This is a genomic window from Agrobacterium sp. CFBP 3001, from assembly GCF_027871605.1.
Taxonomy (GTDB): Bacteria; Pseudomonadota; Alphaproteobacteria; order Rhizobiales; family Rhizobiaceae; genus Agrobacterium; species Agrobacterium leguminum.
Window position 1 is genome coordinate 1 of record NZ_JAQAHD010000028.1, and the last position, 24,563, is coordinate 24,563.

Below are 24,563 nucleotides of genomic sequence, written 5' to 3' on the forward strand. Positions count from 1 at the left end.
CAACCATGCGAAAGCTTCTGACAATGCTCAACGCCATCATCAGAGACAACAAACCATGGCAAAACGCTTGACATCAAAGACAGTCGCTCATCCCGCTGCCGCGGACTTCTCCCGGCGGGGAGAAGAAACAGGGCGCACCCACTCGCTCCATGGGGAATTCCCCGTTTGGGGTATGTTTCGTCAATCAAAGATAATCTGGTCCGTCGCTGAGACCGCGCAAACTGCGCGGCGTGATCTCACTGCGAGGCGGCTGGCGTCGCAACCGGCTTCTGGTTTTCGGCAAGCGCCCGCAGCTCCGCCACGCGGCGCTTGTATTCGGCTTCCGAAATCTGGCCGTTGCGCCGTGCCGCACCGAGGCGCGAGAGGCTCGATTCCATGGTGGAGGCTTCATCCTCGCCCATCTGGGTGCCAGCGGCCGTCAGCGGCTGCGAGAAGGTCGGATAGGTGCCGGTGTCGCGCTTCTGGCTCACCGCAGTGTCGCTGACCGGGCGCGGGCCGACGATTTCGGCCGTCGGGCGGCGCATATGGGCGGGCGCGACGATCGGCTCCGGAGCCTTGCAGGCGGCAAGTGTGGCGGCGAGCATTGCGCCGGAGAGCGAAAGCACAGCGATTCTTGCCGCATTTTCCGCATATGTTCCCCATGTGCCCATGTGCTTGCCCATCGTCATGTTCCGCCTGTAAGGATATCTGCAGATATCGAATTCGACCACGGTTCGGCCCTTTGCGGCCTCCCCTTGCTGGTGGAACTTGTATTCGTTTTCATGCAGAATGTGCAAACATAAATTTGGCGGAGGATGGTGCATGGCAGGTGTTGACGGCGGGGACACGAAAAAGGGTGGCAAAACGCCCGGCTTCGACGCCAGCTCCGCCGAGGCCTATCTGATCCGCGACCCGGAAACCTTCGCGATCAATATCGCCCGTGCGCTCGAAAATCTCGGCAAGGCCGCATCCGAATGGCTCGCCCCGCGCGAACGCGGTGAGGTTCCCCACACCAGCGCCGATCCGGTAACCGATCTCGTCAAGACGCTCTCCGATGTCGCCGAATACTGGATGGCCGAACCGAAGCGCTCTCTGGAAGCACAAACCCATCTGCTTTCCAGCTATTACGATCTCTGGGCGAAATCGGTGGCGCAGTTTTCCGGCGATGCCGATTCGGCCCCGCAAAAACCCGCCGAAAGCGGCCCTGCGGAACGCAGGAGCAGGCGTTTTGCCGATGCCGACTGGCAGGCTAATCCGTTCTTCGATTTTCTCCTGAAAGCCTACCAGACCACCGTCGGTTTCGCCGACCGGATGGTGACGGAGGCAGACGGGCTGGACGAACATACCCGCACCAAGGCGCTGTTTTACATGCGCCAGGTGACGGAGGCCCTTTCGCCGGCCAATTTCGTCTTCACCAATCCGCAGGTCTTCCGCGAAACGGTCGCCTCCAGCGGCGCCAATCTCGTCAAGGGCATGGCGCAACTGGCGGAGGATGTCGCGGCCGGAAACGGCCACCTGAAACTGCGCCAGACCGATTACAGCAAATTCGTCATCGGCCAGAATATCGCCGTCACGCCGGGCAAGGTGGTGGCGAAAAGCCCGCTCTGCGAAATCATCCATTATGCGCCGACGACGCAGAAGGTCTTCAAACGGCCTTTGCTGATCGTGCCGCCATGGATCAACAAATTCTACATCCTCGATCTCAACCCGCAGAAATCCTTCGTCGGCTGGTGCCTCGAGCAGGGCCACAGCGTCTTCATGGTCTCCTGGATTAACCCGGATGCCCGCCTCGCCGACAAGGGCTGGGATGATTACGTTCGCGAAGGCATCGATTTTGCGCTGGATACCATCGAGGAGCGGACCGGTGAGAAGGACATCAACGCCATCGGCTATTGCGTCGGCGGCACGCTTTTATCCTCGGCGCTGGCGCTGCATGCGCAGCAAGGCGATGAACGCATTCGCAGCGCCACGCTGCTGGCCGCCCAGACCGATTTCATCCATGCCGGCGATCTCAAGGTCTTCATCGACGAAGGCCAGCTGGCGGCGCTCGACAAGCACATGCAGGCGGTCGGTTATCTCGACGGCTCGATCATGGCCACCGTCTTCAACATGCTGCGCGCCTCCGATCTCATCTGGCCCTATGTGGTCGATAATTACCTGCGCGGCGCCGAGCCCCTGCCCTTCGACCTGCTCTACTGGAACTCCGATTCGACGCGGGTGACGGCCGCCAGCCACTCGTTTTATCTGCGCAATTGTTATCTCGAGAACAATCTCGCCCGCGGGCTGATGCGGGTCGCCGGCAAGCGGATCAATCTCGGCGACATCAAAATCCCGGTCTATGACCTCGCCACCCGAGACGACCATATCGCCCCGGCGAAATCGGTCTTCACGGGTGCTGCGCTGTTCGGCGGCCCGGTGGAATTCGTGCTCGGCGCTTCCGGCCACATAGCCGGCGTCATCAATCCGCCGCAGCTTGAAAAATACCAATATTGGACAGGCCCGTCACCGGCCGGAGACTTTGACGGCTGGCAGGCCGCCGCCACCCCGCACAAAGGCTCCTGGTGGGTGCACTGGCAGAACTGGATCGAAAGCCAGAGCGCTGAAAAGGTGACGGCGCGAAAACCGGAAGACGGCAAGCGCCCCGTGCTCGGCGATGCGCCGGGAACCTATGTCCTTTCCTGACCGCGCCCATCATTTCTCATCTTTCAGGCCACATGTTCTTCACGCCCCCGCTTACTCCCGCCACGCTGATCGCCCGCTACAAGCGTTTCCTGTTCGACGCCATTCTGGAGGACGGCACCGCGATCACCGGCTCCTGCCCCAATACCGGCTCCATGCGCGGGCTCACGGCTCCGGGCTCCCGCATATGGCTGTCGGAACATGACAGCCCGACCCGCAAGTACCGGCACATGCTGGAAATGGTCGAGGCCGATGGCACCACGGTCGGCATCAATACCGGCATGCCGAACCGGCTGGCGGAAGAAGCGATCCTGAACGGCCTCATCCCTGAACTTGGCGGCTATTCGACGATCCGGCGCGAACAGAAATACGGCCGCAATTCCCGCATCGATTTCCTGTTGTCCGAGCCCAGCCGGCCGGACGCCTATGTGGAAGTCAAGAACGTGCATTTCATGCGCGAGCAAGGCCTCGCCGAATTTCCCGATACCGCCACCAAACGCGGCGCGAAACATCTGGAGGAACTGGGTGACGCTGCGGAAGCCGGTTACCGTTCGGTGATGCTCTATCTCATCCAGCGCGACGATTGCGACCGGATGCGCATCTGCGACGATCTCGATCCCGTCTATGCGCTGGCGTTTCAGCGTGCGATGGCGCGCGGCGTGGAGGCCTATGCGGTGAAATGCACGGTCTCCCCGGCACAAATTTCGGTCAGCGGAACGGTTAAGATGGACGAATGGCGTCCGGCTGTTTTATGAACAGGGACGTAAAGAGACAGAAAGCACCAAGATGGTCACCTATATCGACGCAGCCTCCGCCCCCCTCAAGAATACCGGCGTCATCCGCCTCTATACCGCTGAGGACTTCGACGGGATGCGCAAGGCGTGCCAGCTGACGGCGCGTTGCCTCGATGAACTCGCCGCAATCGTCAAGCCGGGCGTGACGACTGACGCCATCGACCGTTTCGTCTTCGAATTCGGCGCCGACCACGGCGCGCTGCCGGCAACGCTGAATTATCGCGGCTATACCAAATCTGTCTGCACCTCGATCAACCACGTCGTCTGCCACGGCATTCCGGATGCAAAGCCACTGCGCGACGGCGATATCGTCAATATCGACGTGACCTATGTGCTTGACGGATGGCATGGCGATTCGAGCCGCATGTATCCGGTCGGCCAGATCAAGCGCGCCGCCGAGCGGCTGATGGAAGTGACCTATGAATGCCTGCTGCGCGGCATCGCGGCGGTGAAGCCCGGCGTGCGCACCGGCGCAATCGGCGCGGCGATCCAGGCCTATGCGGAAGCGGAGCGCTGCTCCGTGGTGCGCGATTTCTGCGGCCATGGCGTCGGACGCCTGTTCCACGACACGCCGAACATCCTGCATTACGGCCGCCCGGACGAAGGCCCGGAAATCCGCGAAGGCATGATCTTCACCATCGAGCCGATGATCAATCTCGGCAAACCGCATGTGAAGGTGCTTTCCGACGGCTGGACGGCGGTAACGCGCGACCGGTCGCTCTCCGCCCAATATGAACATGCCGTCGGCGTCACGGCCACGGGCTGCGAAATCTTCACACTGTCGCCCTGCGGCTTCGACCGTCCGGGCCTGCCGCCGCTTCCCCCCGCATAAGGCCAGACCCGCCTATGGCAAAACGCCCCGCCCCGCCTTCCGCCGATCTTTCCAAAACTCCCGGCTTTCAGGCGGGCGAAGGCGATCTGTTCAACGGAGCGGATGAGCGCGGCTTTTTCGCCGAATCGCGAAGCGGCGCGAAAAGGCCGGCAGCCATGGTCGAACAGGAAACGGATGCCGCCCATTATCACGGACATCGCGACCGGCTGCGGGCGCGTTATCGCGATGGCGGCGACGCGGCGCTCGCCGATTACGAATTGTTGGAGCTTCTTCTCTTCCGGCTGATCCCGAGGCGCGATACCAAACCCATCGCCAAGGCCCTGATCGCCCGTTTCGGAACGCTTGGCGGCGTGCTCGGCGCGCCCTTGCCGTTGTTGCAGGAGGTGAAGGGTGTGGGCGAAACCGTGGCGCTCGATCTGAAGCTCGTCGCCTCCGTTTCCCAGCGCATGCTGAAAAGCGAAATCCGCAACAAGCAGGTGCTCGGCTCATGGTCCTCTGTCATCGATTATTGCCACGCCGCCATGGCCCATGAAACGCGCGAACAGTTCCGCGTCCTGTTCCTCGACAAGCGCAACGTCCTGATCGCCGATGAGGTGCAGGGCCAGGGAACCGTGGATCACACGCCGGTCTACCCGCGCGAAGTGGTGCGCCGCGCCCTTGAACTTTCATCTACCGCCTTGATTTTAATACATAATCATCCAAGTGGAGACCCCACCCCTTCGCGCGCGGATATCGAGATGACCAAGACCATCATCGATACGGCAAAGCCGCTCGGCATCACCGTCCACGACCACATCATCATCGGAAAGGACGGCCACGCCAGTTTCAAAGGCCTTCGGTTGATTTGAAGTAGACGCGAAAGTTTAAGAAGAGCTGCAACCCATAGACGCGGCATCAACACAAAATTAACACCTATAAATTAGCATTTCCGAAAATAATAAATCAAGGCATCGAACCTTGATGCCTGAAGGAACGGGGGTGCTTTATGTTTAATGGAGTGCGTTTCTTTCGCGATAGATCTGGCTCGTCTGCTGTCGAGTTCGCCATCGTCGCACCGATATTCTTTCTCGTCCTGCTCACCATGATCGCCTACGGCATTTATCTGATGGCGGCCTATTCGGTGCAGCAGATCGCCGCCGACGCGGCGCGCACAGCGGTTGCCGGCCTCAATACGACCGAACGCCAGCAGCTTGCCCGGGATTTCGTCACCAAAAGCGACCTCAGCTACGCCTTCATGGACAAGAGCCGTTTCACCGTCGATGTCGCGACGGATCCCGCCAATGCCAACCAGTTCACGGTGAAGGTCGAATATGACGCCCGCGATCTGCCGATCTGGAGCCTCTACAGCTACACCCTGCCCGAGCCGGTCATCCGGCGTTTTTCCACCATCCGGATCGGAGGAGCATGACATGCGAGATTTTCATTCCCTGCTTCCCCGCTTCCTCAAGGATAAAACGGGCAACATCGCTATTTCGGCGGGGCTCACCGCACCGCTCTTCATCGGCATATTGGCGCTCGGCGTCGACTACGGTTATCTGACATTGCAAAAACGGCAATTGCAGCAGACCGCCGATCTCGCAGCCATATCGGCAGCAGCCAACGCCGCGGACGCCGAAAAGGCGGTTCAGCAATATTTCGCCCTCAATGGCATGGATCTCGGTGTCAGGACGGCGCAGGGACTTTTGACCGAAAAGGGCCTGCAACCCTTCGACCCGCTGAATGAATTCGCCAACAGCAAGGGTTATGCCGAGGTCATCAAAGGTCATTACGAGCCGGATGCGACAGTCCCGGTCGGCCAGCGTTTCGTCGATAACGCCCTGCCCACCAATGCGATAAAGGTGAACATCGTCGAACAGGGCCAGATATTCTTCGCTTCCGCCTTCACCAAGCCGCCAAAGGTCTCGGCGGTCGGAACGGCCTCGTCCCAAAGGATCGCGGCATTTTCGGTGGGATCGCGCCTCGCCAGCCTCGATGAGGGAATTCTCAACAGCCTGCTCGGCGGTCTGCTCGGCACCACGGTTTCATTGAAACTCATGGATTATCAGGCGCTTCTCGCCGCCGATGTCAATGCGCTCAAGATCGTCGAGGCGCTGGCCATCGATCTCAACCTCACCGCCGGCACCTATAAGGATGTTCTGAAGACGGAAATCAGCTACGGCAAATTCCTCGACGTACTGACGAAAACCGCAGGCTTGCAGCCGGCGGTCGTCAACATTTTGAATACGCTGCAAAAAACCGTCAACAAGAGCAACGTCAAGATCAAGCTTGAGGAAATCCTCAATCTCGGCCCATTCTCGGACAAGCTGATCGGTACGGGCGAAAACCTCAAGGTCACCGCCGGCGTCTTCGATCTCATCAATGCCGCCGCCGTGGCGGGCAATGGCGGTAACCAGCTGGGGCTTAACATCAACGCCAATCTTCTCGGCCTCGCCTCGGTCAAGGCAACGCTCGCCATCGGTGAACCGCCGGTCGAAACGCCGTCGCTCGCCGTTGGCGGCGCGGGCACCATCGTGCGTACTGCACAGACCCGGCTGGCGGTCAACGTCGTGGTGGACGGGCTTCAGGCCATTGCCGGCCTCAAGGTCAATCTCCCGCTTTATGTGGAAGTCGCCCATTCCGAAGCGCGGCTTGCCGATATTCGCTGCACGGGTGGCGGACAGGGCACCGTCGATGTCGAGGTCGTTCCCGGCATTGCCGAAATCGCCCTTGGCAATGTCGATACCACTGCCTTTGCCAATTTCGGCAGGGACCCGCGCGTCACCAAGGCCGCAATCGTGGATTCAGCACTGCTCGCCATCAATGGCAGCGCCCTCATCAACGCCACCAATATGACCAAGAGCAAGCTGACCTTCACGCAGTCCGATATTACCCAGGCCAAGATCAAGAGTGTCTCCACCAAGGACACAGTCACCACTCTTGTCAGTTCACTGCTGAAAAACCTCAACCTGGATATCAGGCTTCTCTTCCTCAACCTGGATTTGGGAGGTCTGGCGGGCATTCAGTCGGCGCTTGCCAACACGCTTGCGGCAGTCACCGCTCCGGTCGATCAGCTGCTCTACAACGTGCTTCTGGTTCTCGGCGTTAAGATCGGCGAAGCCGATGTGCGGGTCACGGATGTCCGCTGCCAGCAGCCGGCGCTGGTGCAATAGAGCATGTCTCCCAAAAGTGTGCAGCGGTTTCGGGACAAAGACATGCGTAAAAACAAAAATATGAAGCGCGTCGCATGAATCAGATTAAACGCGAGGCGCTTAGGTCAGCGCCGCGCACGAAAAAGCCGCCGGAGGGTCTCCCGGCGGCTTTTTTGTTTATGGTGTCAGATCAGGCGTTGGCGATTGCCAGACGCTTCTCATCGCGGCCGCTCTTCATGCGCTCGGACAGCAGGAAGGCCAGTTCCAGCGCCTGATCGGCATTGAGGCGCGGATCGCAATGGGTGTGGTAACGGTCGGACAGCGAATCCGCCGTCACGGCGCGCGCACCGCCCGTGCATTCCGTCACGTCCTTGCCGGTCATCTCGATATGGATGCCACCCGGATGCGTGCCTTCGGCGCGGTGGATCTGGAAGAAGCTTTCCACTTCCGACAGGATGCGCTCGAAAGGACGCGTCTTGTAGTGGTTGAGCGTGATCGTGTTGCCATGCATCGGATCGCAGGACCAGACGACCTTGCGGCCTTCCTTCTTGACGGCGCGAATGAGCTTCGGCAGACTGTCCGCCACCTTGTCGTGGCCGAAACGGCAAATCAGCGTCAGGCGGCCGGCCTCGTTTGCCGGGTTCAGCGCATCGATCAGCTCGATCAGATTGTCAGGCGTCAGCGACGGACCGCATTTCAGGCCGATCGGGTTCTTGATGCCACGGAAATATTCCACATGCGCATGGTCGAGCTGGCGCGTGCGGTCGCCGATCCACAGCATGTGGCCGGATGTGGCATACCAGTCACCGGAGGTGGAATCGACGCGGGTCAGCGCCTCTTCGTAACCGAGCAGCAGGGCTTCATGGCTGGTGAAGAAGTCGGTCTCACGCAGGCTCGGATTATTGTCCGCGCTGATGCCGATCGCCTTCATGAAGTCCATGGTTTCGGAAATCCGGTCGGCCAGCTTGCGGTAACGGTCCGCCTGCGGGCTGTCCTTGATGAAACCGAGCATCCACTGGTGAACGTTTTCGAGGTTGGCGTAACCGCCCATCGCGAAAGCGCGCAGCAGGTTCAGCGTCGCCGCCGACTGGCGGTAGGCGTCGAGCTGGCGCTCCGGGTTCGGAATGCGCGAGGCCTCGTTGAATTCGATGCCGTTGATGATGTCGCCGCGGTAAGACGGCAGCGTCACGCCATCCTGCGCTTCCACGTTGGAAGAGCGCGGCTTGGCGAACTGACCGGCAATGCGGCCGACCTTCACGACGGGCAGCTGCGCGCCATAGGTCAGCACGACGGCCATCTGCAGGAACGCGCGGAAGAAGTCGCGGATGTTGTCCGCGCCATGCTCGAGGAAGCTTTCGGCGCAATCCCCGCCCTGCAGCAGGAAGGCGTTGCCTTCAGCCACATTGGCGAGCTGCTTCTTCAGGCGGCGGGCTTCCCCGGCAAAGACCAGGGGCGGATAGGTCGCAAGCGTGGCTTCCGTTGCCGCAAGTGCTGCCGCATCCGGATATTCGGGAACCTGCTGGATCGGTTTCTGCCGCCAGCTGCCGGGGGTCCAATTCTGTGCCATGTTCTCACCCTTTTCTCGCCCACGCGACGTCGCGCGGCCGCCTCGAAAAATTGAGCGGCTTATAGCTCCAAGCATCGGCTTTGCATAGCCGATCCCCGAGCCATCCGGCTCATTCTGCCCGTTTTGAGCGCTCCAGACGCACAAAAGTCAATTCAAACGATTTAACAACCCCACCGCCAATCGAAAACTTCGCTTTCAAAGGGCGGCAGGCTGATGTGGGCGACGATTATACGACGCCCGTACCGGCGTTACACACGCTCGCCATTCACGACGCGATAGCTCGGCGAATACATCGTCACCAGTTCTTCGGCGGCTGTGGGATGAACCGCCATGGTGCGGTCGAAATCATCCTTGGTGCAGCCGGCTTTCAGCGTGATGCCGAGAAGCTGCGCCATCTCGCCCGCCTCATGGCCGAGAATATGCACGCCCACGACCTTGCGGTCGGCGGCATTGACGATCAGCTTCATGATCGTCTTTTCCTGACGGCCGGAAAGCGTCGCCTTCATCGGCCGGAACTGGGCGCGATAAACCTCCAGTTCCGGATATTTCTTGCCGGCTTCCTCTTCCGAAAGACCGACGGTGCCGATTTCAGGCTGCGAGAACACCGCCGTTGCGATCAGCTCGTGATCCGGCTTGGTCGGGTTGTTCTTGTATTCGGTTTCGATGAAGCACATGGCCTCATGGATTGCCACCGGCGTCAGTTGTACCCGGTCGGTGACGTCGCCCAGCGCGAAGATATTCGGCACATTCGTGCGCGAATAATCGTCGACGATGATCGCACCGCGCGCATCCACCTTCACACCGGCATTTTCCAGCCCCAGGCCCTTGGTATTCGGATCGCGACCAAGCGCCAGCATGACCAGGCCCACATGCAGCGAGGCACCCTGCTTGGTGCGTGCCACGAAACCGCCGGCGCCATCCTTGCTGACTTCCTCGATGATATCTTCCAGAAGGATGCGGATGCCCTTGGCCTCCATCGCTTCATGCAGGCCCCTGCGCATGTCCTGATCGAAGCGCGACAGGATTTCCTTGCCGCGATAGATCAGGGTCGTTTCGACGCCGAGCCCATGGAAGATATTGGCGAATTCGACCGCGATATAACCGCCGCCGGCGATCAGGATCGATTTCGGCAGCTCTTCCAGGTCGAAAGCCTCGTTGGACGAGATCGTCAGCTCATGGCCGGGCAGCGCCTTGTGCTCGTTCGGCGTGCCGCCGACGGCAATCACGATGCGCTCGGCGGTGAAGGTCTCGCCGGTTTTCGTCAGCTTCACGGTATGGGCGTCGACCAGTTCCGCCCGGCTATCGAAAATATCGGCCTTGGCGTTTTCCAGACCCTTGCGGTAGAGCCCTTCGAGACGGGTGATTTCCTTGTCCTTGGCCGCGATGAGCTTCTTCCAGTCGAAGCTGCGCTCGCCGACGCTCCAGCCGAATCCTTCCGAATCCTCGAAATGCTCAGGGAATTGCGAGGCGTAGACGAACAGCTTCTTCGGCACGCAGCCGCGGATGACGCAGGTTCCGCCATAGCGGTATTCCTCGGCGATTGCGACGCGCTTGCCGAGCGAGGCCGCCACGCGGCCGCTGCGCACGCCGCCGGAACCGCCACCGATGACGAAAAGATCGTAGTCATAAGCTGTCATAGTCAAAACCCCTGATCAAAACCGCCGTCCTCAGCCTCGAGACGGGCGGCGGCGCATTCACGGCACATATAGGTGCTGCGACGCACAAATGAAAAGCCCGGTCTTGCGGCCGGGCTTTGAATATTTCTGAATTGTCCGTTCACCCAATCAGGGCTTGGGAGCAGCCGGAGCGCCACCGGTGGCGTTCTGATCGGCCGGAAGCGGCTTCAGATCGGCGCCGGCAACCTTCTGCAGTTCCGACATGCTGGAAGCGTTGAGGTCGCGGTTGATGCCGGCGGCCCAGATATCGGCGGCCTTCATCAGTTCGCGCGTGGCGATCGGGCCGTCCTTCAGAAGCTTCTTGCCGGCTTCGCTGCTGTAGAAGGTGGAAATGGCGTTCAGCTCTTCAACGGTGAAGGCGCGCGCATAGGTGAGCGCTGCTTCGCGCTCCAGATCGGCGCGGCGCGGCGCAAGCTCGAGAGCCTTCGCATCGACAGTCTCGGTGATCGCGTCCTGAACGTTCGGCGAAGCCTGAATGAGTTCGGCCTTCAGACGCTCCGCCAGACCCGGCAGAATGTCGTCGAAACGGTCGGTAACGCCAAGGGAGGTGATCGCCTGCCGTGCGGCAGCGATATGCGCTTCCGAAATTTCCTGAGCGCGTGCGGCAGTACCGAACACGATGCCGGAAATGAGGATCGAAGCAGCGGCAGCTTTGCCCAGTCCCGCTAGTTTGACCATGAAAATCTCGCTCCTGTTATACTGCCTGCATCACGCGGGCGCCTTCAGGACCCGCGATAATGGCAAGCGATGCCAAATTTATGAAAAGTCCGTGCTCGACGACACCGGGAATCGTGTTCAGCTCGCGTGCTAGCGCTTCTGCATCAGGAATACGGCCAAAAGATGCGTCGAGGATAAGGTGTCCGCCATCCGTCATGAAGGCGCCGTCGCCCGACGAACGCATCGCCAGCGTGCCGGAAAGCCCGGAACGCGACGCCAGTTTTTCGATGGCGATACGCGTCGCCACCTGGCCGAACGGGTTGATTTCGATGGGCAGCGGAAAGGCGCCCAGCGTCTCCACCACCTTGCTCTGGTCGGCGATCACGATCATGCGGGCGGATGCCGCCGCAACGATCTTTTCGCGCAGCAGCGCGCCGCCGCCGCCCTTGACGAGACGCAGCGCATGATCGACCTCATCCGCACCGTCGATGGTAAGATCCAGTTCCGGCAATTCATCCAGCGATTTCAGCGGCACGCCAAGCTCGACGCACAGGCGCGCGGTGCGCTCGGATGTCGGCACCCCCTCGACCTTCAGACCGGCGGCAACCTTTTCGGCCAGAAGCCTGACGAATTCCTCGGCCGTCGAACCCGTGCCGATACCGAGCCTCATCCCATCCTGTACGTGGGACAATGCGGCCTCGGCGGCCTTGATCTTCATCTGGCGGGCATCCATGTGCCTGAAACTCCGGTAACTTTGTCGTCGCCGTGCTGTTTACACGGGTCGAAAGCCAAACGAAAGCCTTTTTCAAGCCAACGAACAGAACGTTGTGACGCGGTTGCAAAGACAGGCCTGTTTGCCTAGGCTTGTCGGGAATGAAAGCACCGATACATCAGTTACACGCATTCCCGAGAGGCCAGTTCCCGTGACATCCCGCCCGCTCTCCCCGCTCGCCATTTTCGATCTCGACGGTACGCTGGTCGATACCGCCGCCGATCTGGTCTCGAGCCTCAACCACACCATTGCCGCAGCCGGGCTTGCTCCCGTCACCTATGACGACCTGACCCACCTCGTCGGCCAGGGCGCGCGGGTGATGATCAAGCGCGCCTTCGCGCTTCGCGAGAGGGAACTGCCGGAAGCCGAAATTGAGCCGCTCTATGAGCGCTTCATCACCCATTACCGCGCCGAAATGCCGGGTGAAAGCCGCCCCTATCCCGGCATCGTCAACACGCTGGATGCGCTCTCGGAAGCCGGCATCACGCTTGCCGTCTGCACCAACAAGACCGAAATCCTCGCTGTGCCGCTGCTCGAAAAACTGGGGCTGACGCGATATTTCGCCGCCATCACCTGCGGCGATACGTTCGAATTCCGCAAGCCGGATGCCCGCCATATTCTCGGCACCATCGAAAAGGCCGGCGGCGACGTCCAGCGCTCCATCATGGTCGGCGACAGCATCAACGACATTCTCGCGGCAAAGAACGCCGCCGTGCCGTCGATTGGCGTCACTTTCGGTTATTCGGATGTGCCAATGGTTGAACTCGAACCGGATGTCGTGATCGACGATTTCACTGCGCTGACGCCGGCGCTCTTCGAAGAGCTGGTTGCGAAGGGTGCAGCGGCGGCCTGAGAGGCTGGACCAGACAAGTAAAGCGCCAGGGAACGGCGATTCCGACGTCAATGAGAGCTGAACAACCTCTCTTCCGTCATGCCGGACTAGATCCGGCATCCAGCCACGACGCGTCTGCGTCGTGAGAAGACTCTTTCGCGATCAAGGACTTGATCGCGCTGGACCCCGGATCAAGTCCGGGGTGACGGAGTACGGTGTTGCCGTTGACGCCAAATGTAGCAGGCGGACTCCAGCACCAAACAAATTGGGCAGGCCTTTCCTTCAAACAAAAAAGCGCCGTCTCCGGCGCTTTTTCTCTTGATGCAATCCTGATCAGATCGAAGCGGCACGCGCCTTCGTCGTCACGGCGAACGCCTTCTGCACATAGCTGTCGCGGTCATACACATCGTCGAAGAACTGCACCTTGCCGTCCTTGTCCGGCCAGGCGGTGAAATAGGCCACGTAGACCGGAACCTTCTCCGGCACCTGCACGGCGCGGTTCTTGCCGGATGCGATCTGCTCGCCGACCTTGTCGACGCTGGTGCCGAGAACCGCGGCGGCCATGCGGCGCGGATCGACCAGACGGATACAGCCGTGGCTCAGCGCCCGCATGTCGCGGTTGAAAAAGCTCTTGGCAGGCGTGTCATGCATGTAGATGGCATGCGCATTGGGGAACAGGATTTTCAGGTCGCCCAGCGCATTGTCGCTGCTCGGCGGCTGGCGCACGGAAACGGCATTGGTAGAGCCATACCAGTTGACGCTGGTGGAGGAAACGGCACGACCGCCCACCTGCACTTCGTAGCCCAGCCGGTCGAGATAGGACGGATCGCGGCGCAGCTTCGGCAGCATTTCGTTGACGATGATCGACTGCGGCACGCCCCAATAGGGGTTGAACTCCACGGTCTGAATTTCGTCCTGGAAGAAATAGGTCTGGTTGGCCTTGGAGCCGACGACCACCTTCATGCCGAACTGTTCCACGCCATCATTGTGATAATAGGCCATGAAAGCGGGCTGGTTGATGAAGACATAACGCTGGCCGAGATCGGCCGGCAGCCAGCGCACCTGCTCCATCGCCACCTGCACCTTGGCGATCTTCGCGTCATTGCTTTCGCCGACCATGGCGCGCACGGTGGCGCGGCCGATGACGCCGTCGGGCTTCAGACCGTTCTCGCTCTGGAACGCCTTCACCAGATCGACGAGATCGGGCGTATAATCCGGCGTCTGCTGATAACCAGAAATGATCGCCGCATGCTCCGCCTTGAAGGCGGGCGATGCGCGATGTTCGATAGCCTTGACGACATTGGCCATATCAGCGCTGCTGTTGCCGGGCTTCAGCACCAGATCGGCGGGAACGCGGACGACATGCGCCGCATCGCCCTCACCGCGCAGGCGGGCAAGCTCCGCCTTCAGCGCCAGATATTCGGCGCTCGACGGTTCACGGCTGCGCAGATAGGCGGCGACATCGGGGCTCAGGCCCGCAAGCTTCAGCACCGGTGCGAGGTTCACCGTCTTGCGCTTGAAATCGTGATAGCCGGAGAGCCGGTTCGGATCGACACGGCCACGGGCCGTATCCTGCACATAGGCGAGAACCTTGGCGGAAAGGGCCAGTTCGAACTGCATCTGTGCCCGCTGATAGGCGTCGGACACGGGCGCCGAGGCCGTCTCCACCGGCGTATCGGTCGCAGCCGCACCGGAAGTGTTGCTGATGCTGGCCGTCACATCCTTTGCCGGTGGCGAAATGCTGTAATCGGCTGGATCGAGGCCGCTTTCTCCGACCGTCTCGAGAAAGGCGATGACAGCACTGGCGCGCGCGGTCAGCTCGCCTTCCGAAACCCAGAGCGTCTTGCCGCCTGCGCCGTAATAGGTTTCCAGCGCCTTGGCGATCTCGGGGGTGGCGCTGAATTTCAGATTGGCAAGGCCTTCACCGAAATTCGCCGTGTTCACCGCACGGGCCGTATCCGCCTTGTAGTCGTAATAACGCGGGCCGGAAACACGCGGCAGCGGCTCGGGATCGGAAGCATCGGCACTTTGGCCGGCACTCGATCCGGAGGGCGAGGTGACGATGCCGGCCGGCGGCAACTCACCGCGATCGCGCGCGATCTTGCCAGGGCCGCCGCGCAGGAGGTCCATCAGCGTTACCGCACCGGCGCTGCCGGGAAGAGCGGTGGAAACGGAAAGACCGAGAGCCAGCACCAGTGCTGCCGATGTTTTTCCAGATGTGACTTGCAATTTGATCCTCGTAGCACCCAGCACCGCCAGCGAAAGCGGGCATCAGTTTCATGCCTGTCTAGCCGATCGACGGCCCGTTGAAAAGAAAACGTGAAAAGGCCCACAACCGTGCCGAAATGAACCTTATGATACAGCCAAAGCCGTAAAAACGTAATTTCCAGAATTGGCGAGAATGGTTAAATTTCCATTTATTTCATTCACTTTGCCCTGCCCCGCCACACCTTCCGGGCGCCCCGGAAAGCCCGGTTTTCCGGCCATTTCGCGTCGTAGTAAAAATGACACGCTGGCGCCTTTTTCACCCTGCACCGCGCCTTAAGGCGAAATCGCTTTTGCGCGGCGGGAAATATCTGCCTCCGCTGCATTGCAGCGCTTTCATTGCCGGCGCGATGATTCTATATATCGGCCGCGCAAGGCGGGCGAAGGCGCCGTTTTGGCGGAGGAAAACGAGTAAAAAGGCAAGATTGATGACAGCCACACGGACGGAAACCGATACATTTGGACCCATTGAAGTTCAGGCCGATCGCTATTGGGGCGCGCAGGCGCAGCGCTCGCTCGGCAACTTCAAGATCGGCTGGGAAAAGCAGCCCGCCTCTGTCGTTCGTGCGCTGGGCATCGTCAAGCAGGCAGCCGCCCGCGCCAACATGGCGCTGGCAGGCCTCGACCCCAAGGTCGGCGAGGCCATCATCGCCGCCGCGCAGGAAGTCATCGACGGCAAGCTGACCGAGCATTTCCCGCTCGTCGTCTGGCAGACCGGCTCCGGCACCCAGTCCAACATGAACGCCAATGAGGTGATTTCCAACCGCGCAATCGAGATGCTCGGCGGCGAAATGGGCACCAAGAAGCCCGTCCACCCCAATGACCACGTCAATATGAGCCAGTCCTCGAACGACACCTACCCGACGGCGATGCACATCGCCTGCGTGGAAGAGATCGTTCATCACCTGCTGCCGAGCCTCAAGCACCTGCACAAGGCGCTGGAAGCCAAGGTCAAGCAGTTCGAAAAGATCATCAAAATCGGCCGCACCCACACGCAGGATGCAACGCCGCTGACGCTCGGCCAGGAATTCTCCGGTTATGCCGCGCAGGTCGCCTCCGCCATCGCCAATATCGAAACCACCCTGCCCGCGCTCTCCAAGCTCGCCCAGGGCGGCACGGCCGTCGGCACGGGCCTCAACGCTCCCATCGGCTTTGCCGAAAAGGTCGCCGAGGAAATCTCCAAGATCACCGGCCTGCCCTTCGTGACCGCGCCGAACAAGTTCGAGGCGCTCGCCTCGCACGATTCCATGGTCTTCTCCCATGGCGCGATCAATGCGGCTGCCGCTGCACTCTTCAAGATCGCCAACGACATCCGCTTCCTCGGCTCCGGCCCGCGCGCCGGTCTCGGCGAATTGTCGCTGCCGGAAAACGAACCCGGCTCGTCGATCATGCCGGGCAAGGTCAACCCCACCCAGTCGGAAGCGCTGACGCAGGTGTGCGCCCACATCTTCGGCAACAATGCAGCGCTTTCCTTCGCCGGTTCGCAGGGCCACTTCGAGCTCAACGTCTATAACCCGATGATGGCCTACAACTTCCTGCAGTCAGTCCAGCTTCTGGGTGACGCCGCCGTTTCCTTCACCGACAATTGCGTCGTCGGCATCGAAGCCCGAGAAGACAATATCAAAAAGGGCGTCGAGAACTCGCTGATGCTGGTGACAGCGCTGAACAGCAAGCTCGGCTACGACATCTGCGCCAAGATCGCCAAGACCGCGCACAAGAACGGCACGACGCTGCGCGACGAGGCCGTCGGCGGCGGATACCTCACCAACGAGGAGTTCAACCAGTATGTGCGCCCGGAGAACATGATCGGGCCGAAGTAAGCCTGTTGAATTTTGGTGGAATGCGGAACGGGCCTTCGGGCCCGTTTTTTTTGTTTGAAGTTAGCGGGTCGGACTTAAATGATCGACGCCCCATCTCGAAATGCCATGTTTGTCGCGGCTATCGCATCCACACTCCGTCACCCCGGACTAGATCCGGGGTCCAGCGCGATCAAGTCCTTGATCGCTTTAGACTCGTTCACGGCGCAGACGCGCCGTGGCTGGATGCCGGATCTAGTCCGGCATGACGGAAGAAAGCCATTCGCATAAACAAAAAAGGGCCGCTGTCGCGACCCTCTTCATCTCATTCAAACCGTCAAACCAGCCGGCTCTGCTCCACCGCTGCTTCCACGAAGCTCGCAAACAGCGGATGCGGGTCGAGCGGGCGGCTCTTCAGTTCCGGGTGGTATTGCACGCCGATGAACCACGGGTGATCGGGATATTCCACCGTTTCCGGCAGGACACCATCCGGAGACATGCCCGAGAAGACTAGGCCGCATTCTTCCAGCCGGTCCTTGTAATCCACATTCACCTCATAGCGGTGGCGGTGGCGCTCGGAAATATCCGTGGTGCCGTAGATTTCGGCGATCTTGGTGTCTTTCTTCAGCGCCGCCTTGTAGGCGCCGAGACGCATGGTGCCGCCGAGATCGCCCTTGGAGGAGCGCTTCTCCAGCTCGTTGCCCTTCACCCATTCGGTCATCAGGCCGACGACCGGCTCGGACGTCGGGCCGAATTCGGTGGAGGAGGCATTTTCGATGCCGGCAAGGTGACGGGCCGCTTCCACGACCGCCATCTGCATGCCGAAGCAGATGCCGAAATAGGGCACGTTGCGCTCACGCGCGAACTGCGCCGCCATGATCTTGCCTTCAGAACCGCGCTCGCCGAAACCGCCCGGCACCAGAATGCCGTTGACCTTTTCAAGGTATGGCGTCGGATCTTCCTTTTCGAAGACTTCCGACTCGATCCACTCGAGCTTGACCTTGACGCGGTTGGCAAAGCCGCCGTGATGCAGCGCCTCGATCAGCGACTTATACGCGTCCTTGAGGCCGGTATATTTGCCGACGATCGCAATCGTGACCTCGCCTTCCGGCGTGCGAATGCGGTTGCAGACCTCTTCCCAGGGCTCCAGACGCGGCTTGGGCGCCGGCTCGATGCCGAAGGCGGCCAGCACTTCCGAATCGAGGCCTTCCTTGTGGTAGGCAATCGGAACGTCATAGATGTTCGCCACATCCAGCGCCTGGATCACGGCGGAAGGACGCACGTTGCAGAATAGCGAAAGCTTGCGGCGTTCCGCTTCCGGGATTTCCCGGTCGGCGCGCACCAGCAGGATGTCGGGGTGAATGCCGAGCGCCTGCAGCTCCTTGACGGAATGCTGGGTCGGCTTGGTCTTCAGCTCGCCCGCTGCCGGAATGTACGGCATCAGCGTCAGATGAAGATAGATCGCCGTGCCGCGCGGCAGGTCGTTGCCGAGCTGACGGATCGCTTCCATGAACGGCATCGCCTCGATGTCACCCACCGTGCCGCCGATTTCGCAGATGACGAAGTCGTAATCGTCATTGCCTTCGATCACGAAATCCTTGATCTCGTTGGTGACATGCGGAATGACCTGAACGGTTGCGCCGAGATAGTCGCCGCGCCGTTCCTTGTCGATGATGTTCTTGTAGATGCGACCGGTGGTGATGTTGTCGGTCTTGGTGGCCGAACGCCCCGTGAAGCGCTCGTAATGGCCAAGGTCGAGGTCCGTCTCGGCACCGTCATCCGTCACGAACACTTCGCCGTGCTGTGTCGGGCTCATGGTGCCGGGATCGACGTTCAGATAGGGGTCGAGTTTACGAAGCCGCACCCGATAACCACGGGATTGCAACAAAGCTCCGAGTGCTGCCGCGGCGATGCCCTTGCCTAGAGAGGAGACCACGCCGCCTGTGATGAATACATATCGCGCCATGGGATTCACCGGATACCTTTTTACCTCTGATTCCGCCAGCCCAAATTTCATGCTTTCGAAAATTCGCTGTTGACGAATTTGCGATGGGTCACAGGCCGGAATGCGAACAAAAGAAAACCGGCAGGCTTTTGGCCTGCCGGAGCGTTAAATCAAAACCGGGCTTATTGACCGGTCGGAACTGCGTTCGGATCGGCGGGCTGAGCCGGGGCCGGAGCGGCCGTGCCGGAAGCGGCCGGAGCCGGGGTCGTCTGAGCCGGCGCGGCTGCACCATTGGTCGGAACGCCATTTTCAGCCGGAGCGGGCGTCGACGGCGTCGTCGCCGGGCCGAGCGTATCGAGAATGCCGTTACCCTGGCCCTGCGTGGCCGGAATACGGTTCAGAATATCGGTCGGGCGCGATTCATAGCGCGTCAGGAGACCGAGGCCGAGCGAGGTCGCGAAGAACAACGCGGCAAGGATCGCCGTGGTGCGCGTCAGCGCATTGGCCGTTCCGCGCGCGGACATGAAGCCCGAACCGCCGCCGATACCGAGGCCGCCGCCTTCGGAACGCTGGATCAGGACCACGCCGACAAGCGCCAGCACGATCATGAGGTGAATAACAATCAAAACGGTCTGCATGACAATCCATTCCATGCCCCGCGCGGAGCACTACAAAGAAGGTTTCGCGGCTCTTTACATGAGGCGAAGGCTTATTCCAAGCCCCTTTCCCGCCATCTGTAACAGGAAAACCTGTCTCAGGCCGTCAGTTGCTCGTATGCCGCATAGATGGACAGGAAGTCTGAAGCTTTCAAGCTCGCGCCGCCGATCAGCGCGCCATCCACGTTCTCGACGCCCATCAGTTCCAGCGCATTGGCGGGCTTCACCGAGCCGCCATAGAGGATGCGCATTGTCTTGCCGGCGTCGCCGAAGCGCTTGACGAGTTCGTCGCGCATGAAGGCATGGGCCTCGCGCACATCGTCCACGGTGGGTGTCAGACCCGTGCCGATCGCCCAGACGGGCTCATAGGCGATGACGGTATTTTCGGCCGTCGCCTCATCCGGCAGGGAGCCGGCGAGCTGGCGCTTGAGGATGTCGAGCGTCTGGCCCGCCTTGCGCTCATCCGCGGTCTCGCCAATGCAGACGATGGCGATGAGATCGGCCTGATGGGCGGCCACGGCCTTGGCGCGCACCAGATGATCCGTCTCTGCATGGTCGGTACGGCGCTCGGAATGGCCGACGATGACATGGATGCCGAAGCAGTCGGCGATCATCTCGGCGGAAATATCGCCGGTGTGCGCGCCGGAGGCGTTCTGGTGGCAATCCTGCGCGCCGATCATCAGCGGGCTGTCATCGCACAGCGCCGTTGCCACGTAGAGCAATGTCGAGGGCGGGCAGATCAGCGCATCCACCTTTTCAGACAGTGGGCCCTTGACGCCCTCTGCCATGGCCTTGATCTGATCGAGCGAGGCACGGGTGCCGTTCATCTTCCAGTTTCCGGCAACAAGCGGTCGAACATTCGGCGTCATGCGTATCCCATTCCCTTTGTCTTGAGGCCGCCTGTGGCGGCGCCCCTTCCCTCAGTCGTATCACGGCCCATAATCGCGACAGAAACACTGCCGGAAATCCCAGGATATTCCTTTAAACGGCCCGGGCAATAAATGGTACAAAAAAGCGGCCCGAAGGTTCAAAACGACGGGCAATTTCTAAAAATTTGCCGTTGCTGACCCAAATCGGAGCCTCAGCGGCTCAAAATCCAGTTCAAAACCGCCCGCCAGTCGGTCATGCGCACCGGTGTGCCGTGGCTGCCACTCTCATACCGCGTGAACCGCGCCGGCTCGCCGGCCTTCAGCAAGGAACGGAAGATCGTCGCCTGCTGATCGGCCGAATAGACCTTGTCGGCGCTGCCATGGGTGAACCAGACCGGCTTCTTCGCCCTGGCAAAGGCGCTTTTCGGAAAATCCGGATCGACCGCACCGCCGAGGATCGCCATGCCCTTGAGATTGGCGACGGCAGCCTTGTCACGGCTGATACCGTAGCAGATGAAACTGCCCATGGAGGCACAGGCCAAAATGACAGGCTTGCCGCCCGATTTTTTGGCCGCATCGGCAATCAGCGCCGCAACATCGGCAACGCCGTTTTCATCGAAGGAGCGCACGCTCGGCACATAATAGGTGCCGCCATTGGCCACAGCGAGGTTTTTCAGCCGGTTGAAATTGCCGCCGAACGTATAGTCGTTCATGCCGAGCCGCCGGTCGCCGCCGCGCCCATGAATGAAGATGACCGTGAAGGCCTGCCCGCTTGCCGGCCCGACGCGGCCGACCTCAAGCGCCCTGCCCTCGACGGACATTGTTTCCAGCGCCTGCGCCTTCTTCGGCGTCATATCGACATATTGCCGTTTCACCCGCCGCTCCGGCACCTCGTCGCGGCCATTGATATCGCGCATCTCCTGATAGTCGATGACTTCTGAAGCGCCGCCATCGGCGGTGGAAAGCACCGTCTGGGCGGAAAACAGCTCATCCTTGAACGGCCGCAGCGGGCCCTCGGCGGCAGAGGCTGCGACGGGCATGGCCGCCACAGTCAGGCTGAAAAGAGTACAAAACGTGAAATGAGCTGTGGACATGCCTTGGCTAACCGTTCATTCGTGGCTGCGAGACTTGCCATCGCAAGGCCGGCAGCGCAATCCTCCTGTTGCGAAACCCTGACACAATCGTGGCATAGGATGCGCAGCGCTCGCCCAGGCGAACCCCGGTTCAATCGGACGGGAACCGCGTTTGGCGTTATGATTGACGCTATTGGCATAATGATTCGCATGGCGAAATTCTGACACACGCTTTTGAACTTTGGACATGATGGACGACAGCAACGATCTCTTCTCCGGTCTTCCGGCAGCACGAAACAGCGATACGGAAACGAACGAGGACGCCGCAAAGACGCCGGTGACCGCGGCCGCCAACGCGAATGTGCAGCCGAAACCCGCAGCCGTTGCGGCCGTCACGCCGCCCGCCCCCGCATCACCATCCGGTGACGACTACGGCGCGTCCTCGATCCGCGTGCTCGAAGGGCTGGAGCCGGTGCGCATGCGTCCCGGCATGTATATTGGCGGCACCGATGAGAAGGCGCTGCACCATCTCTTTGCCGAAGTCATCGACAACTCCATGGACGAGGCCGTCGCCGGCCACGCCAATTTCATCGAGGTTCACCTCGACGCCGAAGGTTTCCTGACGGTCACCGACAATGGCCGCGGCATTCCGGTGGAAAACCACCCGCAGGTGCCAGGCAAATCGACGCTCGAAGTCATCATGACCAAGCTGCATGCCGGCGGCAAGTTCGATGGCAAGGCCTATGAGACATCGGGCGGCCTGCACGGCGTCGGTGTTTCCGTGGTCAATGCGCTGTCCGATCTTCTCGAAGTGGAAGTGGCCCGTAACCGCAAGCTTTACCGCCAGCGTTTCTCGCGCGGCCTGCCGATCGGTCCGCTGGAAGAGCTGGGCGACGTGCACAATCGCCGCGGTACCCGCGTGCGTTTCCATCCTGATCCGCAGATCTTCGGCGACCACGCGAAATTCGAACCGGCCCGCATCTTCCGCATGGCCCGGTCCAAGGCCTATCTCTTCGGCGGCGTTGAAATCCGCTGGAGCTGTGATCCCGGCATGGTGCCGGCCGGCGGTGAAATCCCCGAAAAGGCCGTGTTCCATTTCCCAGGCGGCCTGAAGGATTATCTTGCCGCCACGCTCGGCAAGGAATTCACCGTCACCCGCGAGATTTTCTCCGGCCGCACGGAAAAGACCGGCGGCCACGGCGCGCTGGAATGGGCCGTCACCTGGTATGGCGGCGATACGCAGATTCATTCCTATTGCAACACCATTCCGACGCCCGAAGGCGGCACGCATGAGGCCGGCCTGCGCATCGCGCTCACCAAGGGCCTGAAGAATTATGCGGACCTGACGCAGAACAAGCGCGCCAAGGACATCACCACCGATGACGTGATGATCTCCGCCGCCGGCATGCTCTCCGTCTTCATCCGCGAGCCGGAATTCGTCGGCCAGACCAAGGACAAGCTCGCAACCGTCGAGGCCCAGCGCATCGTCGAAAACGCGCTGCGCGATCCCTTCGACCATTATCTCGCCGGCAATCCGGGCGAAGCGGCGAAGCTGCTCGACTGGGTGATCGAGCGCGCCGAAGAGCGCCTGCGCCGCCGCAAGGAAAAGGAAGTCAACCGCAAGACCGCCGTGCGCAAGCTGCGCCTGCCCGGCAAGCTGGCGGATTGCGCCCAGAACACCGCAGAAGGGGCTGAGCTTTTCATCGTCGAGGGCGACTCGGCCGGCGGCTCGGCCAAGCAGGCGCGCAACCGCGCCAACCAGGCCATCCTGCCGCTGCGCGGCAAAATCCTGAACGTCGGCAGCGCCAGCCGCGAAAAACTCTCCGCCAACCAGCAGATCGCCGATCTCATCCAGGCGCTCGGCTGCGGCACGCGCACCAAGTACCGCGAAGAGGACCTGCGTTATGAGCGCATCATCATCATGACCGATGCCGACGTCGACGGTGCCCATATCGCCTCGCTGCTCATCACCTTCTTCTATCAGGAAATGCCGGAACTCATTCGCGGCAATCACCTCTATCTGGCAGTGCCGCCACTCTACGTCATTCGCCAGGGCGCCAAGAGCGCCTATGCCCGCGACGACGCCCACCGCGCCGAGCTGATGGAAACCGTCTTCAAGGGCAAGAAGGTCGAAATCGGCCGCTTCAAAGGCCTCGGCGAGATGATGGCCCAGCAGCTGAAGGAAACCACCATGGATCCCGAAAAGCGCACCCTGCTGCGCGTCGAGATCGACGACGTGGATTTCGAAGGCACCCGCGAGGCCGTCGACAACCTGATGGGCACCAAGGCCGATGCCCGCTTCCGTTTCATTCAGGAACGGGCGGCATTCGCTGATAATCTGGATATCTGATGGGAAACCGATCTAAGTATTGACCAAAAGGCGTTAGATCTGGCCATTTTGGAAGCTAAAACTGGCCAAACCACATTCTGCTGTTTCCGGGTGCTGAAAGGTGCCCGGAGAATGCCTTAAGGAACAAAACAGGAGTAAACTGGGCAGGCCCGGTGTTGGGGTTATGGCAGATGCAGTGATTGCAAGCTGGGACGGGCACGACTATCTGGCTCGGTTCTTCTGGATATATGATTCAGGCCTTCGCAATCCTGAGACCCCGCATGTCGTCGAGGTCTCGTACAAGACCGATGGCCCAAAGAGCTTCGATGATGTCGTCGTGCGGTATACCCCGGGCCAAACTGAACGCCTTTCGTTTAGGGTGGAGACGGCCCACCACTTCTGATTAAGCGAGTTACCTGTTTGTCAGGGGAAACTACCCGATCTCCGGCTGGAAAGGTGGATTTCTAGCCCCGAGCGCTTGGCTCTTTCCGGCTTCAGCGAAAATAGGGTCAGGCCTGCGAGCCCGCCGGCCCTTCCCGATCGCCCCCATGGAAAATACACGCAAAGGTCGTTCATCTTCGCCCTTACTGGCCGGAAAAATCAAAAATCTGCCCCGGATTCGCTGCGTCTGGTGCCCATGACGACATTCGGGGCAGATCAAAAACAATCACATATGACTTTTTGCATTTTACCCGCGACCAATCCAACTGCGGG

The 24,563-nt window shown here is 60.7% G+C and carries 19 protein-coding genes; 9 read left to right on the forward strand and 10 right to left on the reverse strand.

Annotation, left to right across the window (positions count from 1 at the left end; genetic code table 11):
* Positions 1-236: 236 nt before the first annotated feature.
* The gene (locus PH605_RS22890; RefSeq protein ID WP_223215599.1) at positions 237-662 is read right to left on the reverse strand and encodes a hypothetical protein; all 426 of its coding nucleotides are present in this window, start codon (positions 660-662) and stop codon (positions 237-239) included.
* Between the two features lie 139 nt (positions 663-801).
* On the opposite strand from PH605_RS22890, the gene PH605_RS22895 reads away from it, so the two are divergent.
* The 6 genes from PH605_RS22895 to PH605_RS22920 all read left to right on the forward strand — a co-directional run bounded on the left by PH605_RS22895 (position 802) and on the right by PH605_RS22920 (position 7,433).
* Complete coding sequence (locus PH605_RS22895; protein ID WP_142846340.1) at positions 802-2,661, forward strand: PHA/PHB synthase family protein; 1,860 nt, start codon at positions 802-804, stop codon at positions 2,659-2,661.
* Positions 2,662-2,693: 32 nt separating this feature from the next.
* A complete protein-coding gene (gene sfsA, locus PH605_RS22900) occupies positions 2,694-3,413 on the forward strand; it encodes a DNA/RNA nuclease SfsA (RefSeq protein ID WP_142846342.1) in 720 nt (239 codons plus the stop codon).
* Positions 3,414-3,444: 31 nt separating this feature from the next.
* Positions 3,445-4,284 carry a type I methionyl aminopeptidase gene (map, locus tag PH605_RS22905; protein WP_142846344.1) on the forward strand — a complete coding sequence of 280 codons (840 nt, stop codon included), beginning with the start codon at positions 3,445-3,447 and terminating at the stop codon, positions 4,282-4,284.
* A gap of 14 nt (positions 4,285-4,298) precedes the next feature.
* Positions 4,299-5,132 (forward strand): RadC family protein, encoded by an 834-nt coding sequence (radC, locus tag PH605_RS22910; RefSeq protein ID WP_065654999.1) that lies wholly within the window; start codon positions 4,299-4,301, stop codon positions 5,130-5,132.
* Positions 5,133-5,269: 137 nt separating this feature from the next.
* Complete coding sequence (locus PH605_RS22915) at positions 5,270-5,692, forward strand: TadE/TadG family type IV pilus assembly protein (RefSeq protein WP_003524819.1); 423 nt, start codon at positions 5,270-5,272, stop codon at positions 5,690-5,692.
* 1 nt (position 5,693) lies between these two features.
* Positions 5,694-7,433: a TadG family pilus assembly protein gene (locus tag PH605_RS22920; protein ID WP_142846346.1), complete on the forward strand. Its 1,740-nt coding sequence runs from the start codon at positions 5,694-5,696 to the stop codon at positions 7,431-7,433.
* Positions 7,434-7,602: 169 nt separating this feature from the next.
* On the opposite strand, the gene PH605_RS22925 is transcribed toward PH605_RS22920, so the two are convergent.
* From PH605_RS22925 to rpiA, 4 genes are all read right to left on the reverse strand, one after another.
* Complete coding sequence (locus PH605_RS22925; protein WP_142846348.1) at positions 7,603-8,979, reverse strand: class II 3-deoxy-7-phosphoheptulonate synthase; 1,377 nt, start codon at positions 8,977-8,979, stop codon at positions 7,603-7,605.
* Between the two features lie 248 nt (positions 8,980-9,227).
* The gene (gor, locus tag PH605_RS22930; RefSeq protein WP_125145661.1) at positions 9,228-10,616 is read right to left on the reverse strand and encodes a glutathione-disulfide reductase; all 1,389 of its coding nucleotides are present in this window, start codon (positions 10,614-10,616) and stop codon (positions 9,228-9,230) included.
* A 147-nt stretch (positions 10,617-10,763) separates the two neighbouring features.
* On the reverse strand, positions 10,764-11,333 hold the full coding sequence (locus PH605_RS22935; protein ID WP_003524811.1) for a DUF2059 domain-containing protein: 570 nt from the start codon (positions 11,331-11,333) through the stop codon (positions 10,764-10,766).
* Positions 11,334-11,349: 16 nt separating this feature from the next.
* Positions 11,350-12,045, reverse strand: coding sequence for a ribose-5-phosphate isomerase RpiA (gene rpiA / locus PH605_RS22940; protein ID WP_125145660.1), 696 nt, complete (start codon positions 12,043-12,045; stop codon positions 11,350-11,352).
* A 190-nt stretch (positions 12,046-12,235) separates the two neighbouring features.
* On the opposite strand from rpiA, the gene PH605_RS22945 reads away from it, so the two are divergent.
* Positions 12,236-12,937, forward strand: a complete 702-nt coding sequence (locus PH605_RS22945; RefSeq protein WP_065654994.1) for a phosphoglycolate phosphatase — start codon at positions 12,236-12,238, stop codon at positions 12,935-12,937.
* 312 nt (positions 12,938-13,249) lie between these two features.
* Here the strand turns inward: PH605_RS22945 and PH605_RS22950 are convergent, their stop codons facing one another.
* Positions 13,250-15,109, reverse strand: coding sequence for a L,D-transpeptidase family protein (locus PH605_RS22950; protein WP_161988002.1), 1,860 nt, complete (start codon positions 15,107-15,109; stop codon positions 13,250-13,252).
* A 500-nt stretch (positions 15,110-15,609) separates the two neighbouring features.
* Here PH605_RS22950 and fumC point away from each other — a divergent pair, with 500 nt between their 5' ends.
* Entirely contained in the window at positions 15,610-17,001 is a 1,392-nt protein-coding gene (fumC, locus tag PH605_RS22955; RefSeq protein ID WP_142846352.1) for a class II fumarate hydratase, read from the forward strand.
* Positions 17,002-17,314: 313 nt separating this feature from the next.
* On the opposite strand, the gene PH605_RS22960 is transcribed toward fumC, so the two are convergent.
* The 4 genes from PH605_RS22960 to PH605_RS22975 all read right to left on the reverse strand — a co-directional run bounded on the left by PH605_RS22960 (position 17,315) and on the right by PH605_RS22975 (position 21,541).
* Complete coding sequence (locus PH605_RS22960; protein WP_003524803.1) at positions 17,315-18,943, reverse strand: CTP synthase; 1,629 nt, start codon at positions 18,941-18,943, stop codon at positions 17,315-17,317.
* Positions 18,944-19,104: 161 nt separating this feature from the next.
* Positions 19,105-19,560, reverse strand: coding sequence for a preprotein translocase subunit SecG (gene secG, locus PH605_RS22965; protein WP_003524802.1), 456 nt, complete (start codon positions 19,558-19,560; stop codon positions 19,105-19,107).
* A 116-nt stretch (positions 19,561-19,676) separates the two neighbouring features.
* On the reverse strand, positions 19,677-20,447 hold the full coding sequence (tpiA, locus tag PH605_RS22970) for a triose-phosphate isomerase (protein WP_142846354.1): 771 nt from the start codon (positions 20,445-20,447) through the stop codon (positions 19,677-19,679).
* A gap of 212 nt (positions 20,448-20,659) precedes the next feature.
* Positions 20,660-21,541 (reverse strand): alpha/beta fold hydrolase, encoded by an 882-nt coding sequence (locus PH605_RS22975; RefSeq protein WP_065654990.1) that lies wholly within the window; start codon positions 21,539-21,541, stop codon positions 20,660-20,662.
* Positions 21,542-21,767: 226 nt separating this feature from the next.
* Here PH605_RS22975 and parE point away from each other — a divergent pair, with 226 nt between their 5' ends.
* Complete coding sequence (gene parE, locus PH605_RS22980) at positions 21,768-23,870, forward strand: DNA topoisomerase IV subunit B (protein ID WP_142846356.1); 2,103 nt, start codon at positions 21,768-21,770, stop codon at positions 23,868-23,870.
* Positions 23,871-24,563 lie beyond the last annotated feature (693 nt).

Bases quoted from the DNA above. Each gene is read 5' to 3' on its own strand.
- PH605_RS22890 (WP_223215599.1), bottom strand. From the start codon at position 662: ATGGGCAAGCACATGGGCACATGGGGAACATATGCGGAAAATGCGGCA.
- PH605_RS22895 (WP_142846340.1), top strand. From the start codon at position 802: ATGGCAGGTGTTGACGGCGGGGACACGAAAAAGGGTGGCAAAACGCCC.
- sfsA (WP_142846342.1), top strand. From the start codon at position 2,694: ATGTTCTTCACGCCCCCGCTTACTCCCGCCACGCTGATCGCCCGCTAC.
- map (WP_142846344.1), top strand. From the start codon at position 3,445: ATGGTCACCTATATCGACGCAGCCTCCGCCCCCCTCAAGAATACCGGC.
- radC (WP_065654999.1), top strand. From the start codon at position 4,299: ATGGCAAAACGCCCCGCCCCGCCTTCCGCCGATCTTTCCAAAACTCCC.
- PH605_RS22915 (WP_003524819.1), top strand. From the start codon at position 5,270: ATGTTTAATGGAGTGCGTTTCTTTCGCGATAGATCTGGCTCGTCTGCT.
- PH605_RS22920 (WP_142846346.1), top strand. From the start codon at position 5,694: ATGCGAGATTTTCATTCCCTGCTTCCCCGCTTCCTCAAGGATAAAACG.
- PH605_RS22925 (WP_142846348.1), bottom strand. From the start codon at position 8,979: ATGGCACAGAATTGGACCCCCGGCAGCTGGCGGCAGAAACCGATCCAG.
- gor (WP_125145661.1), bottom strand. From the start codon at position 10,616: ATGACAGCTTATGACTACGATCTTTTCGTCATCGGTGGCGGTTCCGGC.
- PH605_RS22935 (WP_003524811.1), bottom strand. From the start codon at position 11,333: ATGGTCAAACTAGCGGGACTGGGCAAAGCTGCCGCTGCTTCGATCCTC.
- rpiA (WP_125145660.1), bottom strand. From the start codon at position 12,045: ATGGATGCCCGCCAGATGAAGATCAAGGCCGCCGAGGCCGCATTGTCC.
- fumC (WP_142846352.1), top strand. From the start codon at position 15,610: ATGACAGCCACACGGACGGAAACCGATACATTTGGACCCATTGAAGTT.
- PH605_RS22960 (WP_003524803.1), bottom strand. From the start codon at position 18,943: ATGGCGCGATATGTATTCATCACAGGCGGCGTGGTCTCCTCTCTAGGC.
- secG (WP_003524802.1), bottom strand. From the start codon at position 19,560: ATGCAGACCGTTTTGATTGTTATTCACCTCATGATCGTGCTGGCGCTT.
- tpiA (WP_142846354.1), bottom strand. From the start codon at position 20,447: ATGACGCCGAATGTTCGACCGCTTGTTGCCGGAAACTGGAAGATGAAC.
- PH605_RS22975 (WP_065654990.1), bottom strand. From the start codon at position 21,541: ATGTCCACAGCTCATTTCACGTTTTGTACTCTTTTCAGCCTGACTGTG.
- parE (WP_142846356.1), top strand. From the start codon at position 21,768: ATGATGGACGACAGCAACGATCTCTTCTCCGGTCTTCCGGCAGCACGA.